Origin of the sequence: Streptococcus mitis, assembly GCF_946190275.1 — a bacterium.
Taxonomy (GTDB): Bacteria; Bacillota; Bacilli; order Lactobacillales; family Streptococcaceae; genus Streptococcus; species Streptococcus mitis_DC.
This window is the reverse complement of record NZ_CAMHZQ010000018.1, coordinates 1-15530: the sequence shown is the minus strand read 5'-3', so window position 1 is coordinate 15530 and position 15530 is coordinate 1. Positions and strand designations below refer to the sequence as shown.

Here is a 15530-nt window from a genome sequence, read left to right as displayed (position 1 = left end):
CCTTTTTAATCATTAGTTAAACACCAATTAAATGCAGTAACAGTAACAGTAAAACAAAATAAGCAAAACCAAGGCTAAGCATACCTAAGATATTGACCCATTTTCTAGTCTGTGATTTGAACACTCTTATAAAAATTTGGTAAATCAGTAAGCCTACACAAACACCTAGCGTATTTAAAGTCAAATCCGTTATATCTGTTATACCTATTGCTAAAATATACTGTAAGCACTCAAACAATAGACTAATCAAGAAACCTGTCCCGACTATTCTTAAACTAGATAAATTAGTTTTTATCAGAGGGAAACAAACACCTAATGGAATAAAGGAAATCAGATTAAATAACATTTCAGCAAAAACAATTTTTCCATCTACTATTAGTGGTTCTGAAAATGGAATCCAATTGATGTACCTTGGAGCTAAGAAAAATGCTATAAATTCAGGATTAGTTTCAAACTTAAATAAGATTCCCCAAGTTAATAACATCAGATAGACATAAAATACATATCGAGTTGTTTTTTTAGATTCTAACATTACAAATACCTCCGTTTGAAGCCGTCTTCAACAATCACTGACTCCAATTTTGAATCAAAGATATCATATGAATCATCAAAAAGTCAATCTGTAAATAGAGCCTTCACTACTTCTGGATACAACTTATACTCTGCCTCATGGATGCGAGCTTCAAAACTGTCAATCGTATCATCAGCTAACCGTGGCACACGGACTTGTTTGATAATCTTACCAGTGTCCACACCCGATACCTCCGTTTGAAACCGTTTTCAACAAATACTGACTCCAATTTAAAATCAAAGATATCATATGAATCATCAATGGCACTGGTGCTCACCCCAGCATTGTCAAGGGTAACCTTGGTCCTACCTGTCGAGATAATCTCCCAACCCAGTTTTTTAAGTTCTTGGGCAAATTCAACAATGCCCGCTTTGTCTGAGACGCTGATTAAGGCTTTTTTCGTCATTCTATTCCTCTTTCTTTAGGTCCAAGCGCATAGCGACTTCGTTATTTTCTTCTATAAATCCTGTTTCCTGAAAACCCAAACTAGTCAACAGGTGCTTCATTTTTTCATTTCCAACCACATAATCTGCGATAATATGATTGCAATCGCTATCCATCTGAGCCTTTTTGATTAGAACTTCCAAGGCTTTTCGTCCATAACCTCTTCCTTGGTACTGCTGGCCAATCATTATCCGCCAGATAAAGTATTCCGCTTCATCCTTATCTATTTCCAACAGGAGAAAACCAACTACAAGCTCATTCCAATAAATTGCCATTGGAAACACATCCCCATTCTCTCGGTAGAGCCATGCGTCAGCTAAAGAGCGTACATTTGGAGACACGAAACGTGCTCGTTCATCAGCTTCAGATATTTTCAAATCCAGCACTGCCTGAAAACTGCTCTCATCTACTAATTTTATCTCAATCATTTTTTCTCCTAGCAATATTGCAAAATCAAAACTTGATTTACTTATTATCTTCTACCCACACCTAAACTCTCCAACACTTGATGATAGAGCTGATACTCGGTGGCATGAATCCGAGTTTCAAAACTTTCAATCGTATCATCAGCTAACCGTGGCACACGCACTTGTTTGATAACCTTTCCTGTATCCACACCTGAATCCACCCAATGAATGGTCACGCCGCTCTCAGCAACGCCAGCATTCCAAGCATCCTCAATCCCATGAGCTCCTGGAAATTCTGGCAAGTAGGCTGGATGAATGTTGATAATCCTGCCTTCATAAGCTGCCAGTAAAGTAGGCCCAACAATTTTCATGTAGCCTGCTAGACAAACCAAGTCAATCTGGTGCTCTTCCAAGAGTTCCACAATGGCTGCTTCGTAGGCTGCCTTGCTCTCAAACTCCTTGAGTTCAAAAGCATAGGACAGAACGCCGAGCTTGTCTGCACGTTCGAGCACATAGGCGTCACGATGATCTGAAAAAACAAACTCTACTGGAAATTGTTCCGCAATCACCTGAAAATTTGAGCCATTACCAGAGGCAAAAACCGCTATTTTTTTCATTTGATGATGACACTTTCGTTTTCTTTCTTGACGATGCGACCAATTTCATAGACTGGTTCATCCAACAATTCCTTGATACGAGTTACATTTTCAGGGCTAACTGCCAACATAAGCCCCACACCCATATTGAAGATTTCAAACATTTCTTCATGTTTGATTTTACCATATTTTTCAAGAGCTTTGAAAATAGGAAGCACTGGAACTTTGCTTTCCTCAATCTCAGCTGCTAGGTCAGCTACAAACATACGAGGGACATTTTCGATAAAGCCACCACCAGTGATGTGGGCAATGCCGTTGACCAACTCTTCCTTGATGAGTGGCAAAACAGCCTTGACATAGATACGAGTCGGCTCAAGAAGAACTTCCTTGAGTTGCTTGCCTTCCAATTCTGGCAAGACTTCCTCACCTGTGTAATCCGCAAAGACACGACGGACGAGAGAGTAACCATTGGAATGAATCCCACTTGAAGCAAGTCCGAGAAGAACATCTCCTTCTGCCACCTTTGAACCGTCAATGATTTGAGATTTTTCAGCCACACCGACCGCAAAACCAGCCAAGTCATAGTCATCTTCGCCGTACATGCCAGGCATTTCAGCCGTTTCCCCACCAATGAGGGCAGCACCTGCCTGCACACAACCTTCTGCCACACCAGCGACAACTTGTTCTAGCTTAGCTGGTTCATTCTTCCCTGTCGCTACGTAGTCAAGGAAATAGAGTGGCTCCGCACCTGCAGCAATGATATCATTGACACACATGGCTACACAGTCCTGACCGATAGTATCGTGCTTGTCGTACTTGATAGCCAACATGAGCTTGGTTCCGACACCGTCAGTTCCTGAAATCAAGACGGGTTCTTTAACCCCTGTTTTTGAAAGGTCAAACATACCACCAAAACCACCAAGAGCTCCCATGACACCTGCACGCTCCGTACGAGCCACGTGCTTTTTGATCCGTTCAACAACTTCATAACCCGCTTCAACATCCACACCAGATTGAGCGTACGCATTTTTATTTGCCATTTTTATGTTCCTTTTCTTTGAGAAAGATTGTGACGTATTTTTAGATAAACAATTATTTTATCTAATACTCAATGAAAATCAAAGAGCAAACTAGGAAGCTAGCCGCAGGCTGTACTTGGGTACGGCAAGGTGAAGCTGACGTGGTTTGAATTTGATTTTCGAAGAGTATAAAAATACTAGTCAGGGTTCTAGCTTTGTCCCACAGGAGAAAGCGTCTACTGACAAATGCTTTAGCTTTTAGTCAGTAGTGAGACGTGGAGCGTATGCATTCTTATTTGTCATTTTTATATTCCTTTTCTTTAATGGAGGATCTATTGTCTATTTGTAAAAACTGGTCTTTTCTTCCAAACTTCGACGATAGTCTTCTTCATAATCGTAGAGAGGTGTTGGGTAGTCACCGTCAAAGTAAGCAACACAGAGACCACCATTTGGTGCATCTGTTTCAATACCAATTGAATCAATCAACCCTTCAACAGAAAGATAGGTCAGACTGTCCGCACCAATGATTTGACGCGTTTCTTCAACCGTATGATTGGCCGCAATCAGCTCCTGACGGGTTTGGATATCAATCCCGTAGAAACATGGATAAGCTAGCGCTGGACTACCAATAGCAACGTGAACCTCAGTCGCACCCGCTTCTTTCAAGAGTTGAACAATCCGACGAGAGGTTGTTCCACGTACAATAGAGTCATCAATCATAACCACACGCTTGCCTTTTACAACGCCTGAAACAGCAGACAGTTTCATCCGCACCCCTTGCTCCCGCAATTCTTGAGTCGGTTGGATAAAGGTACGTTGGGTGTATTGGTTCTTGATAAGACCCATTTCATTTGGCAAACCAGATTCTTCCGCAAATCCCATAGCCGCGCTGAGGGAAGAATTGGGCACACCAACCACGATATCCGCCTCATGCTTGAATTCACGCGCCAATTGGGCACCCATACGTTTACGTGCCGTATGGACATTGACACCATGAATGTTAGAATCAGGGCGAGCAAAGTAGATATACTCCATGGAACAGATTGCTAACTGAGTATCATCTGTATAGCTATCATACTGGATGCCCTTGTCATCAATGATCACAATCTCACCTGGCTTCAAATCACGAATCCATTCAGCACCAATAACCTCAAAAGCACAGGTTTCAGAGGAAACAACCACCGCTCCGTTAGCCATTTTCCCGATAGAAAGCGGACGGAAACCATTGGGGTCAAGAGCCGCAATCAACTTGTCCTCAAACAGCAAGATATAGGCAAAACCACCTTTGACAAGACTGAGCGCCTCCTTGATTTTGCCCATCAAGTTCGGATTATGACTGCGACGAATGAGGTGAGCCAAGATTTCAGAGTCCGAAGTCGCGCTGAAAATCGCTCCTCTTTGTTCCAGTTCTTTCTTGAGAGAGGCTGCATTGGTCAGATTTCCATTATGAGCCAACCCAAACTGCATATCGTGAAAACGGAAGAGGAAGGGCTGGATATTATCTACAGAAGCTTCGCCAGCAGTCGCGTAACGCACATGCCCAATCGCACCAGTCCCCGTCAATTTATCTAAGTTAGCAGGATTTCTGAACACTTCTGATAAAAGTCCCATGTCACGATGGCGCTTTAGTTTTCCTTGGTCATTGGAAAGGATTCCTGCCCCCTCCTGACCACGGTGTTGAAGACTGTGGAGACCAAAATAAGTCAATTTAGCAGCATCTGGATGTCCCCAGATACCGAAAACACCACATTCTTCATTAAGAGATTTTACTTCGTATGTCATTTTATATACCTAATTTTTATTTGTGTAGCACCAAGAGCTAAATCTACATGACTTTTACATTACTGATACTATCTATTAGAAAATCTGTAAGTCTTATTTTCCAGTAAAGTATTTAACCGCCGACGCGAACAGATGCTGATCTTTATTTCCTGGGATGTTTTGGAAAAGACCGTCTTCATAACGTTCTGAGTGGCCCATTTTACCGATGATTTGGCCGTTCTTGCTGGTAATTCCTTCGATGGCATGAACAGAACCATTCGGATTGTACTTAGAATCCATACTTGGTTTGCCGTCAAAGTCAACGTATTGACTGAAAATTTGTCCATTGTCACGGAGTTCAGCGAATTCCTCAGCCGTCACGACAAATTTCCCTTCACCGTGTGAAACAGGAATAGCATGGATATCGCCCACTTGCACTCCAGCAAGCCATGGTGAGTTAGTATTGGCAATGCGAGTTTCTACCATCTTGGCCACGTGTTGGTTGGCATCATTGTAGAAGAGGGTTGGGCTCGTACTGCTGGCATCTTCAAAATTTCCGTATGGAAGAAGACCTGATTTGACCAAGGCCTGGAATCCATTACAGATACCGATAATCAAGCCACCACGGGCGATAAAGCTATCAATAGCCACACGCACTTTTTCATTAAGCAGAATATTGACAATAAACTTGGCTGAACCATCTGGCTCGTCCGCAGCTGAGAATCCACCTGCAAAGAAGAGAATGTTAGCTTTATTGATGTTGTCAACCATAGTTTCAACCGACTTGACAATAGCCTCTTCATTCAAGGTCACAAATGGCACCAAGTTGACCTCTGCACCTTCTTTCTCAAATGCCTTGGCTGAGTCATATTCCGAGTTGGTGCCTGGGAATACTGGGATGTAAACCACAGGTTTTTCAACCTTTTCTTTTGCTTTAATCACAACATCTGATACCACAGCTGGTACTTCAGCTAGTTCTTTGGCTTGAGCAAATTCTGTTGGGTAAACTTCTTCCAATTTTCCTTGGAAGGCACTGTCAAGTTTGTGTCCATCTAGCTTCACACCGTTGACAAGGAGTGTAAAGTCTGCACTTGTTTGACCGATTTTCTCTACTCCAGCAATTTCTTCAGGAGAAGTAAAGACAAATCCACCCAATTGAGCTGTCAAAGCCGTTTCAAGTTCAGGCAAGGCTACTTCTGCACCGATATGATTTCCAAAAGTAGCAAGTGCCAAACTTTCAACCACACCACCATATTTAACAGCTGATGCAGATGTCACTTTGTGGCCAGCTTGGATGTCTTCAAACTGAGCAAAGTTAGACTTAATCAAGTCAAAATCAATTTCTGCAGAGAGGGCTTGACCTGGGATGTAGTAGATGTTTTCACCAGCATTCTTGAACTCTGGCGAAAGCACCTTACGGCTATCCGCTGTCGTCACCCCAAAAGCGACCAAGGTTGGCGGAACGGTCAATTCTTCAAAAGTACCAGACATGGAGTCCTTACCACCGATAGATGGCAAACCAAGCTGAATTTGTGCCTCGATAGAGCCTAGGAGAGCTGCTACTGGCTGACCAAAACGCGCTGCTTGTTTATCCATGCGCTCGAAGTACTCTTGGTAAGAGAAGCGAGCCTTAGACCAGTTGGCACCAGTAGCAACCAAACGAGCAGTTGCTTCGATCACCGCATAGACAGCACCGTGGTATGGAGACCATTCAGCTACATATGGGTTGAAACCTTGAGCCATGACTGACGCAGTATGAGTCACACCGTGTTGAACTGGCAATTTCTGCACAGAAGCTTCAGTTGGAGTGAGTTGATAGCGACCACCAAGTGGGTGATTGACCGTTGAACGACCAACAGAGCAATCAAAGATAGTCTGCAATCCTTTTTGACTCGCATGGTTCAAATCAGATAGAACCGCAAGGGTATCAGCTTCAAGTGTTTCTACGCTTGTTGTACGCTCTTCTGGGAGTTTGACATCCTTGTCCACAACCTTGGCATCAACGACCACGCGCACACCATTGGTGTCAAGGAAACGGCGTTCCAAGTCTACAATCGTTTCGCCATTCCAGTGCATAACCAGATTTGGTTTTTCAGTTACTGTCGCCACGACAACAGCGTCAATATTTTCTTTGTTACATTCTACAACGAAGGCATCTACATCCTCAGGACGAACCACCACAGCCATCCGTTCTTGAGATTCAGAGATAGCAATTTCTGTGCCATTCAAGCCTTGGTATTTAAGAGGCACCTTGTTGATGTCGATTTCAAGACCGTCTGCTAATTCACCAATAGCTACACAGACACCACCAGCGCCAAAATCATTTGATTTTTTGATAAAACGAGTCGCATCGCCATTACGGAAAAGGCGTTGAATCTTGCGTTCTTCGATGGCATTCCCTTTCTGAACCTCAGCTCCAGCAGTTTCCACGGACTCAACTGTTTGTACCTTAGAAGAACCTGTCGCACCACCGACACCATCACGTCCAGTCTTACCTCCAAGGAGGATAATGACATCACCCGCTTCCGGTTTTTCACGGACCACATTGCCCTTAGGAGCCGCTCCGACAACAGCACCAAGCTCCATGCGTTTAGCTACAAAGCCTGGATGGAAATACTCACGAACGTAGGTCGTCGCAAGCCCAATCTGGTTACCATATGAAGAATAACCATGAGCAGCTGTTTTAGAAACAACCTGTTGTGGCAGCTTCCCAGCACGCGTTTCCGAAATCGGTGCTGTAATATCACCCGCACCTGAGATCCGCATAGCTTGGTAAACATAAGAACGACCTGACAATGGGTCACGAATAGCACCACCGATACAGGTAGCAGCCCCACCAAATGGCTCAATCTCAGTTGGGTGGTTGTGAGTTTCATTCTTGAACATTAGGAGCCATGGCTCTTTCACACCATCAACATCCACTTCGATTTCTACTGAGCAAGCATTAATTTCGTCAGACACTTCCATGTCATCCAAACGTCCATTGGCACGCTCATAACGACCGAAAATAGTCGCCATATCCATCAAGGTTTGCGGTTTTTCAGAACGCCCCAACTCCTCACGCATGGCAATATATTTTTCATAGGTTGACTGCAATTGCTTTTGGAATTTAGAAGCTGAAAAGTCGATGTGTTTCAACTCTGTCTCAAAAGTCGTGTGACGGCAGTGGTCAGACCAGTAAGTGTCCAAAACCTTGAGTTCAGTCTCAGTTGGCACGCGCCCGATTGACTTAAAGTAGTCTTGGATAAAGAGCAAATCATCCACTTCCATAGCCATCCCTTGCTCGGCCTTGTAGCGAGCAAAGTCTTCTGCTGTATAGTTTTCAAAGAAAGTCAATTTAGGAATGGTCTTGTCTGACTCTGAAAATTCCTGCTTGGCAATCCCTGTCGTGATGTCCTTGAAACGAGAATCAACTGGATTGAGCAGATAGTTCTTGACCGCTTCCAACTCAGTCGCATCAATATCTTTATTGACTAAGTAAAGTTGAGCGGTATTGACTGTCACATCACTCGAACTTCCCAACAAAAGCAAGGCTTCTTGCGAAGAAGCTGCACGCTGGTCAAACTGCCCTGGTAGGCTTTCAATCGCAAAGAAAGCATAGTTGGCAAGATCCGCCTGCACAACTGATTCATCCAAGACATGGTCTGTCACCTGCTCAGAGAAAATGTGTTTCTCTGCAGGTGCAAACAAGCCCTCTGCCAAGTTAAAGACATCATACACTTGCACGATGCGAATACTTTTCAAAGTTGAAAGCCCCAAGTTATGCTGGAGTTCTCTAACCAAACTCTCTGACTTGACCTGAAAATCAGCCTTTTTTTCAACAAAAATACGTTTATCCATCAATCCTTATTCCTTTATTTCAGCTCTTGCAATGTTTCCAAATGACCTTGAGAATCTTGCAAATAGATTATTCCAACTCTTGCAACTTCTCCCAGACAACTTCGTAAACGTCTGTTAGTTCTCCCAATCCTCTACGGAAAACATCCTTATCCATGTGGTTGCCATCCGCATCCCACAAGCGACAGTTATCTGGTGAAAATTCATCTGCTAAGATAATCTTGCCATCCTTATCAAAACCGAACTCTAGCTTAAAGTCAATCAACTTAAGCCCAATCTCAGTAAACCAGACTTTCAAAAGTTCATTGATACGACGGGTTTCTTCCTTCAAGTAGGCAATCTGCTGGTCATCCGCAATCTGTAGAAATTTCACATGCTCATCATTGATGAATGGATCATCCAAATCATCATTTTTGTAGTAAAATTCAACAATCGGAGTCTCAAATGCGATTCCTTCGTCTACACCAAAACGTTTTGAAAAGGAACCAGCCGTGTAGTTGCGAAGCACGACTTCCAAAGGAATGATTTCCACCTTTTTATTGAGTTGTTCCGTATCTGAAAGTTTCTCCACAAAGTGAGTCGCCACACCAGCCGCATTTAATTTCTCAAAAATAAAAGATGAAATCTGATTATTCAACACTCCCTTACCCGCAATCTGCTCCTTCTTGACACCATTGAAAGCAGTCGCCTGGTCCTTGTAAGTTGAAATAATAAGATTTTCATCCTCAGTTGTATAGATATCTTTAGCTTTTCCCGAATAGATCAATTGTTTTGACATTTTAAAGTTCGCCTTTCGTATTACTTGAGCACATTCTACCATAAAAAACCTAAAATTACAAGAATTTAACCGAATAAACAGCAAATGCAAAGCAAGGATCGTAAAGAAAAAACTGCAAGAAGTATATTTCTCACAGTTTTAAAATCATTTAACTCTAAAAACACGAACATTATTCTTTGTTCAAAAATTGATCCAAATAATAACGTAGGTAACTTTTCTTGCCCGTAATCATCTGTAGGCGACCTTCCACCCCGTAACGAAGTTTTTCAGCCTGCTCAGAAGTTAGATTAGTCTCCGCCTCGATTTTAAAGAAATTCCCTTTTTCAGTCTTAGTAGCTGTCGCATCAATACTTGTAATAGTAGAATCTAGGAAAAGTTGATTCTTGGCATCATGAGTCGTAGTATAGCGAACAGAGTCCCCAATCTTGACTCTAGCAACATCTTTTGAACTTAGATAAGCTGTTAGTTTGGCTTTGCCTTCTCTTTCCAAGGATGGATAGAGTTGACCTAGTAGGGTACCTTCTGCAACCATGGTAGAATCACTGGTTTCAGGATTAAGATGAAGCACCCCATCCTCACTCGCCGTAATTTTCCCCTTGTCTAAAAGATTTCCCTGAACCTTCTTACCTGACTCTGCCTCCAAGATTTTCTGGGCTAGTAGGGTCAATTCCTGACCAACCTTTGCCAAGTGTTGTGATTTGAGAGACTCCAATTGACTGCTTAAGCCTGACGCATAGGCTTGCTGGGTACCTGAACCTGCATACTGAACACGGTAAGTAGCAAGACTAGATTCTAACTGAGAAAGCTGCGCTTCAACCTGCGCAACTGCCTGAGCTTTAGCTTGCGGATTTTCCTCACCCTGAGACTTGTAGGACTGGTAGAGAGAATAGGCTAGATTCTGACTGTCCAAGGAAGCACCTGTTTCAATAGCTGACTTAGCTGTCTGGTAATCGCGAATTTTAGCCTCTGTTTGACTGATGAGGTTGCCGATTTCGACTTGGGTTTGGCTAGCTGCTGCATTCTGGGATGCGATGGTCTCATTTTGTTGCGATGTACTAGCCCTAAGACTGCCTGCTTGACTGATGTAGTCGCGAAAGGTGGCTTGGTAGCCAAACTTATCCTCCTCTGGAAAGTGGTTCTCCCCTTCTTGCAAGCTCTTCTGCAAATACTCCAATTGCTTTTTTTGATCCTTGAGCATGTCCAACTGACTGGCATAAGACTCCGCTTGGACACCCTCTGCCCCTTCCTGATATTGAACTAACAGTTCTCCCTTTTTAACCAGCTTATTTTCTTCCAAATGATTGACAAGAATGCGATTGTTGCTAGTTGACTGGATATTTGCAAGGATACGACTTGGCTCGACAGTAGCTCTAGTAGACAAGCTCATCTCCTTCTCTGCAAATGTTGCAAATCCAAGCAAAAACACGAGCAGAAGGGACATAGGGACAATCACCCGACTGGAAAAATTATGGTAACGACGATTATAAAACTCCGCACTTTCTAAAAATTCTGGTTTCATCCTCTCCTCTTTCTAGCTATTCACCAAATGGGCGTAAAATCCACCCCGTGCAAGCAAATCAGCATGCTTTCCTTCTTCAACAATCTTGCCCTGATCCAAGACAACCACCTTCTCTGTCCGCTCAGCAATGGTCAAGCGGTGGGCGATGAAAATCAAGGTCTTATCTAAAGCCATGAGATTATCTACAATTCGCTTCTCTGTCAAAATATCCAAACTGCTGGTCGCTTCATCCAAAATCAAGACCGGCGCATCTGTCAAGAGAGCACGCGCCAGAGCAATTCTCTGACGTTGACCACCTGAGATTCCTGCCCCATCCGAAGTCAATTCTGTCTGGTAATTCAGTGGCATGCGCTCAATGTCCTCCCGAATCTCTGCCAACTCGACCGCCCGTAAGATATCCTCTTGAGTCGTCCCTTCCTTGGCCCCAAGGAGAAGATTCTCCAAAATCGTTCCGTTAAAGACATAAGGCTGTTGAGGCAGATAGTTGATATACTGACGCAGAGCCTTTTTATCAATCTGATTGAGATTGACACCACCCAGACTAATCTCTCCCTGACTTGGGTCGTAAAAATTAACCATCATCTTGGCCAAGGTCGTCTTACCTGACCCTGAAATTCCCACAAAAGCCACCTTAGAACCTTGGGGAATGGTCAAATTGATGTCTGACAAGACATCTCGACCATAGCCATACTTGTAGTAAACCTGCTTGAAGGTCATATCTCCCTTCATCAAGCTCAGATCCTCAACTGTTTTCTTCTCCTCAAACTCAGAAGCTACCAGATAAACCTCATTCAGACGGTTATTGGCAACCTGCGCTGTCTGAAGCTTAGTTTGCAGGTTGATGATATTCTCCAAAGGATTGGTAAAGTAAACCAGCAAGGTATTATAGGTAATCAACTGCCCCAAACTCATCTTGCCATCCATGACCAGAACAGCCCCCATCCAGAGAATGCCGACATTGAGCAAGAGATGGGCAACCTTTTTCAGAGCCTTTTGCTGACTCTCTGCCCGACTATAGGTAAAGGATTTCTTCAGATAATCTACAAATTCCTTGTCAATCTTTTGGTAACGTTGACTTTCACTGGTCAAAGACTTGATAGTCTCAATACCGTTGATGTCCTCAATGATAGAAGAAGACAGAACCGCATTGGCTTCCATGGTATCCCGATTCATCTTTTCAAACGGCTTCATAAAGGCAAAGATAATCACTGTATAGATAGGAAGTGCCAATAAGGTCATGAAAAAGAGATTGGTATTTTGTGAAAATAAAACAAGGGAAATAATGACAACTGTTGACACATCTAGGAAAATCGAAAGGATGGTCGAAGCTAGCGCATCAATGATACTGTTAGCATCTGTAAAACGAGACACGATTTCCCCTGTCCTGCGTGTCGCAAAGAAGGACATAGGCAGGTGAAAAACATGCTTGATATAGGACAAAATCACATCAATCGACAAGCGTTGCCCCAAAACAAGTAAGAGATACTCCTGAGCATAAGACAAGACCTGCTGAAGGATGTAGACAATGACCAGCCCAATAGAAATAATCCCCAGCGTCGAACGCATCTGATCTGGCACATAGGTATCAATGATAGACTGCAGATAATAAGAACCCACAATGTTAATCAAGGTTACCAAGAGTGTTGCCAAAACGATATTAGCAATCAAGCCACGCTGCTTCACTAATATAGGGATAAAAGAGAGCAGGCCATTCTTTTGATCCTTATGAGGCTTGTAGTCTGGACTAGGTGCCATAAAAAGGGTCACTCCTGTCCATTCTTCAGCAAAACGCTCACGTGGCAGTTTGGTCAATTTCACCCCAGGATCTGGATCGGCAATATGAATGCTATCCCTATCCTGCCCAGTCACCACATAGTAGTGGAGCAATTTTCCTTCCTTAAGCACATGGGCAACAAAAGGAAAAGTCAAATCTGGCAAGTCAAAGAGCGTCATATCCGCCTTAATGGCCCGCGTCTCAAAACCAATCTCCTCTGCCACCTTGACCAAGCCCAAAGCCGTCGTCCCATCCATGGTCGTCTTGGCCAATTCTCGTAAGTGAGCCAAAGAATAGTAACTACCATAGTAGCCAAAAACCATGGCTAATGAAGCTACACCGCAGTCCATCTGATCCACCTGCGGACGATAGTGACGTTTCCCAAATTTCATATTCATCTCCTTTTTCTAATACTAAATGAAAATCAAAGAGTAAACTAGCCGCAGGCTACTCAAAACACTGTTTTGAGGTTGTAGATAGAACTGACGAAGTCAGTAACATATATACGGTGGCGACGTTGACGTGGTTTGAATTTGATTTTCGAAGAGTATAAACTCATCTGATAACAACTATCTTACCCCAATCACCAAACAAAAACTGGACTTCCTCCCCAAATGCGCCTATCCCCCTCCCAACTGCACTTTTTAGATAAAAAAATAGGCAGAACAAACGTCCTACCTACTAAAAATATGGTATGAAAGGAAATTGATGTTTTACTGTCACCCTAGGCAAGCTTGGGACAAATAAATCATTGATAGTAACATTTACGACATCCTATTTATTACTTCAATTACTAATGTCCCTGCTATTCCTAAGCCACCTCTGGTATAATCTATTCATGGTCAGAATAGATAACACCGTTCTAAATTACGATTCATAGTTACTCCTTTTTTGATTCGTTACTATAAAACACCTATTCCCCATAGAGCGTCTACTGCTTCAAATTTATCTATTCTTTTTTTCTTTACTTCTGTATAAAAGAATGAAGACCATCATAAATAATGCAATCGTTGGTATATTGAAACTATTAAACCAAGTAGGTAAAGATACTTTATTTATGTCAGCTACTAATCTGATGATTATATAAGACATTGAACTAAGTAATACCATGATTTCAGGCAAAACTTTCAATACTGATTTAACGAATTTCATATTAAACTCCGATGTGATGCATTCTGAGATTATACTCTAGTCATTCTTAACTGCTCACTCTACTTGCTTTTTATTGACCTTATATCCTAGATAAAAGAGCCCAAATAAAACAGGGTAAATTTCTGGATAAAATAGGGTATTGATTGGATTTTTCAAAATCAAATACGTTGCGATGTAGATAATGAGTGATACGGTAAAATACCCTTCAGCAAAACCTAATAAGAATTGTTTCATAATAGACTCCTAATTACCTGACAAGAATGGCGGAAAAACGCTACCATTCACATACACAAAATCCTTTTGATTCATGTTCTTCATTTATGATTTTGATTATTTTTTGACAAATCTTTGCGAAAAATACCAAAATATCCTGCGAAAAGCAAACCAACTAAAGTCCATTGCCAATTAAAGGATACTAACGAACCTGTACGAATCACATGAAGCGCGACATTAAGAGTTATTCCCAACAAAGGACATATCGTGGCTAGTTTAGGTAACAATGTATTGAGATTAAGGTTGCGGTTGTTCATTATCTAACGCCCACGACGAGCCAAATCTGAACCAAATGTGTAACCAGCATTAAAAATTTGTACAGCAGCATTCAGTACTCCTGCAATCCCAACTGCTTCCGCAAGACCAAAACCACCTTTTGTTCCCACTAATTCATCGTCAGATAATTGATAAAATTGTTCTAAGTTCATATTCGTCATTACTCCTTTGTATTATATTTCATTGCTATGTAAATGATTAAAACGAGTATTGGATAAGTAAATACTTCTGAAATATCCATAAAATTTACACTATACTGTCCAGATAATATTTTATAGTCAATTAAAATTTGAACGATAGTAAAAATAATACGTATCGATAACAATACCCCTAATAATATCACTTCTTTTTTTAAAAACATAGAAATGCCTCTCTGACTACAATCAGATTATGGTCTATTCGCATAATACCCCAAAGCTGCTCCTCCAGCAAAAAGCGCTGCTGCTCCACCTGCTACTGCTGCACCTATCTTCCAAATAGATACTCCAGCGACTACAAGAGGTAATGCTCCCCCATCTACATTCACCAACTCTTCTTCTGTAAGAGCTACAAAGTTCTGCTCCATTTTGTCAAAATTTGTCATCTTTTTCTCCTATTGTTCTATTTTTTCTAAATCTTATCTTCTAAAAAATGGGGTTCCAATAAATACACCGCGTAACAATAGACCTGTAATTAGACCCCGTTGATAACTTTCCTTGCTACCACCCACCAGCAAAGCTAAGTCGCTTTCCTTTAATACTTCAATAGTATACTTATCATTCATTTCATTCATCGCTTATCCTCCTAAAAACCTAAACCTCTACGAAATCCAATGTACCAATCTGCAAGGGTCTTCGCCCAATTTTCTCCACCTTGAATATCGGTCAATTCTTCCGACGTTAGCTCAACAAATCCATAGTAATGTTCTTTCATTATTTTATTCCTTTCCTTTTCCTCTTACTTATCTATTCGAAAAACAATTCGAAAATGTACAACTAAATTAAATTTTATTTAAAAAATAATTTAATGTACCATGAATAGAAAATTGGTAGATACATGAAGCAAACTCCTTTCCTTTTCCTCTTACTTATCTATTCGAAAAACAATTCGAAAATGTACAACTAAATTAAATTTTATTTAAAAA

Annotated in this window: 16 protein-coding genes and 2 pseudogenes; all 18 read right to left on the bottom strand. The window is 41.8% G+C overall.

The window, feature by feature from the left end; genetic code table 11:
- Positions 1 to 16: 16 nt before the first annotated feature.
- Positions 17 to 532, bottom strand: coding sequence for a VanZ family protein (locus N8M20_RS08525; protein WP_261080291.1), 516 nt, complete (start codon positions 530 to 532; stop codon positions 17 to 19).
- Between the two features lie 83 nt (positions 533 to 615).
- Positions 616 to 759, bottom strand: a pseudogene (locus N8M20_RS08520) (formyltransferase family protein); the annotation flags it as partial.
- Positions 760 to 824: 65 nt separating this feature from the next.
- Positions 825 to 977: pseudogene (locus N8M20_RS08515) on the bottom strand (bifunctional phosphoribosylaminoimidazolecarboxamide formyltransferase/IMP cyclohydrolase); the annotation flags it as partial.
- A 1-nt stretch (position 978) separates the two neighbouring features.
- Positions 979 to 1443: a GNAT family N-acetyltransferase gene (locus N8M20_RS08510; RefSeq protein WP_261070344.1), complete on the bottom strand. Its 465-nt coding sequence runs from the start codon at positions 1441 to 1443 to the stop codon at positions 979 to 981.
- Positions 1444 to 1487: 44 nt separating this feature from the next.
- Positions 1488 to 2039 (bottom strand): phosphoribosylglycinamide formyltransferase, encoded by a 552-nt coding sequence (gene purN / locus N8M20_RS08505; protein WP_261080290.1) that lies wholly within the window; start codon positions 2037 to 2039, stop codon positions 1488 to 1490.
- Positions 2036 to 3058: a phosphoribosylformylglycinamidine cyclo-ligase gene (purM, locus tag N8M20_RS08500; RefSeq protein ID WP_153199440.1), complete on the bottom strand. Its 1023-nt coding sequence runs from the start codon at positions 3056 to 3058 to the stop codon at positions 2036 to 2038. Before purM ends, purN begins: the two co-directional genes overlap by 4 nt.
- Positions 3059 to 3376: 318 nt before the next feature.
- Entirely contained in the window at positions 3377 to 4819 is a 1443-nt protein-coding gene (gene purF / locus N8M20_RS08495) for an amidophosphoribosyltransferase (protein WP_000220614.1), read from the bottom strand.
- 93 nt (positions 4820 to 4912) lie between these two features.
- Positions 4913 to 8638 carry a phosphoribosylformylglycinamidine synthase gene (locus tag N8M20_RS08490; RefSeq protein WP_261080289.1) on the bottom strand — a complete coding sequence of 1242 codons (3726 nt, stop codon included), beginning with the start codon at positions 8636 to 8638 and terminating at the stop codon, positions 4913 to 4915.
- Positions 8639 to 8705: 67 nt separating this feature from the next.
- The gene (purC, locus tag N8M20_RS08485; RefSeq protein WP_261080288.1) at positions 8706 to 9413 is read right to left on the bottom strand and encodes a phosphoribosylaminoimidazolesuccinocarboxamide synthase; all 708 of its coding nucleotides are present in this window, start codon (positions 9411 to 9413) and stop codon (positions 8706 to 8708) included.
- 169 nt (positions 9414 to 9582) lie between these two features.
- Positions 9583 to 10932: a competence pheromone export protein ComB gene (comB, locus tag N8M20_RS08480; RefSeq protein WP_261080287.1), complete on the bottom strand. Its 1350-nt coding sequence runs from the start codon at positions 10930 to 10932 to the stop codon at positions 9583 to 9585.
- Between the two features lie 12 nt (positions 10933 to 10944).
- Positions 10945 to 13098 carry a peptide cleavage/export ABC transporter ComA gene (gene comA, locus N8M20_RS08475; protein WP_261080286.1) on the bottom strand — a complete coding sequence of 718 codons (2154 nt, stop codon included), beginning with the start codon at positions 13096 to 13098 and terminating at the stop codon, positions 10945 to 10947.
- Between the two features lie 814 nt (positions 13099 to 13912).
- Positions 13913 to 14092 carry a hypothetical protein gene (locus tag N8M20_RS08465; RefSeq protein WP_173275159.1) on the bottom strand — a complete coding sequence of 60 codons (180 nt, stop codon included), beginning with the start codon at positions 14090 to 14092 and terminating at the stop codon, positions 13913 to 13915.
- Positions 14093 to 14172: 80 nt separating this feature from the next.
- A complete protein-coding gene (locus tag N8M20_RS08460) occupies positions 14173 to 14388 on the bottom strand; it encodes a bacteriocin immunity protein (protein ID WP_261080284.1) in 216 nt (71 codons plus the stop codon).
- A 3-nt stretch (positions 14389 to 14391) separates the two neighbouring features.
- The gene (locus N8M20_RS08455; protein ID WP_078836780.1) at positions 14392 to 14559 is read right to left on the bottom strand and encodes a bacteriocin; all 168 of its coding nucleotides are present in this window, start codon (positions 14557 to 14559) and stop codon (positions 14392 to 14394) included.
- 8 nt (positions 14560 to 14567) lie between these two features.
- Positions 14568 to 14768 carry a hypothetical protein gene (locus N8M20_RS08450; RefSeq protein WP_261080283.1) on the bottom strand — a complete coding sequence of 67 codons (201 nt, stop codon included), beginning with the start codon at positions 14766 to 14768 and terminating at the stop codon, positions 14568 to 14570.
- Between the two features lie 27 nt (positions 14769 to 14795).
- Positions 14796 to 14990 carry a class IIb bacteriocin, lactobin A/cerein 7B family gene (locus N8M20_RS08445; RefSeq protein WP_000180831.1) on the bottom strand — a complete coding sequence of 65 codons (195 nt, stop codon included), beginning with the start codon at positions 14988 to 14990 and terminating at the stop codon, positions 14796 to 14798.
- A 33-nt stretch (positions 14991 to 15023) separates the two neighbouring features.
- Positions 15024 to 15179, bottom strand: coding sequence for a hypothetical protein (locus N8M20_RS08440; protein WP_171039272.1), 156 nt, complete (start codon positions 15177 to 15179; stop codon positions 15024 to 15026).
- Between the two features lie 11 nt (positions 15180 to 15190).
- Positions 15191 to 15319 carry a smi_0059.1 family bacteriocin-like peptide gene (locus N8M20_RS08435; protein ID WP_000658219.1) on the bottom strand — a complete coding sequence of 43 codons (129 nt, stop codon included), beginning with the start codon at positions 15317 to 15319 and terminating at the stop codon, positions 15191 to 15193.
- Positions 15320 to 15530 lie beyond the last annotated feature (211 nt).

Coding starts and splice junctions, on each gene's coding strand:
- N8M20_RS08435 (WP_000658219.1), bottom strand. CDS start 15,319: ATGAAAGAACATTACTATGGATTTGTTGAGCTAACGTCGGAAGAATTG.
- N8M20_RS08455 (WP_078836780.1), bottom strand. CDS start 14,559: ATGAACTTAGAACAATTTTATCAATTATCTGACGATGAATTAGTGGGA.
- purM (WP_153199440.1), bottom strand. CDS start 3,058: ATGGCAAATAAAAATGCGTACGCTCAATCTGGTGTGGATGTTGAAGCG.
- comB (WP_261080287.1), bottom strand. CDS start 10,932: ATGAAACCAGAATTTTTAGAAAGTGCGGAGTTTTATAATCGTCGTTAC.
- N8M20_RS08465 (WP_173275159.1), bottom strand. CDS start 14,092: ATGAAACAATTCTTATTAGGTTTTGCTGAAGGGTATTTTACCGTATCA.
- N8M20_RS08440 (WP_171039272.1), bottom strand. CDS start 15,179: ATGAATGAAATGAATGATAAGTATACTATTGAAGTATTAAAGGAAAGC.
- purN (WP_261080290.1), bottom strand. CDS start 2,039: ATGAAAAAAATAGCGGTTTTTGCCTCTGGTAATGGCTCAAATTTTCAG.
- purC (WP_261080288.1), bottom strand. CDS start 9,413: ATGTCAAAACAATTGATCTATTCGGGAAAAGCTAAAGATATCTATACA.
- purF (WP_000220614.1), bottom strand. CDS start 4,819: ATGACATACGAAGTAAAATCTCTTAATGAAGAATGTGGTGTTTTCGGT.
- comA (WP_261080286.1), bottom strand. CDS start 13,098: ATGAAATTTGGGAAACGTCACTATCGTCCGCAGGTGGATCAGATGGAC.
- N8M20_RS08525 (WP_261080291.1), bottom strand. CDS start 532: ATGTTAGAATCTAAAAAAACAACTCGATATGTATTTTATGTCTATCTG.
- N8M20_RS08445 (WP_000180831.1), bottom strand. CDS start 14,990: ATGACAAATTTTGACAAAATGGAGCAGAACTTTGTAGCTCTTACAGAA.
- N8M20_RS08490 (WP_261080289.1), bottom strand. CDS start 8,638: ATGGATAAACGTATTTTTGTTGAAAAAAAGGCTGATTTTCAGGTCAAG.
- N8M20_RS08450 (WP_261080283.1), bottom strand. CDS start 14,768: ATGTTTTTAAAAAAAGAAGTGATATTATTAGGGGTATTGTTATCGATA.
- N8M20_RS08510 (WP_261070344.1), bottom strand. CDS start 1,443: ATGATTGAGATAAAATTAGTAGATGAGAGCAGTTTTCAGGCAGTGCTG.
- N8M20_RS08460 (WP_261080284.1), bottom strand. CDS start 14,388: ATGAACAACCGCAACCTTAATCTCAATACATTGTTACCTAAACTAGCC.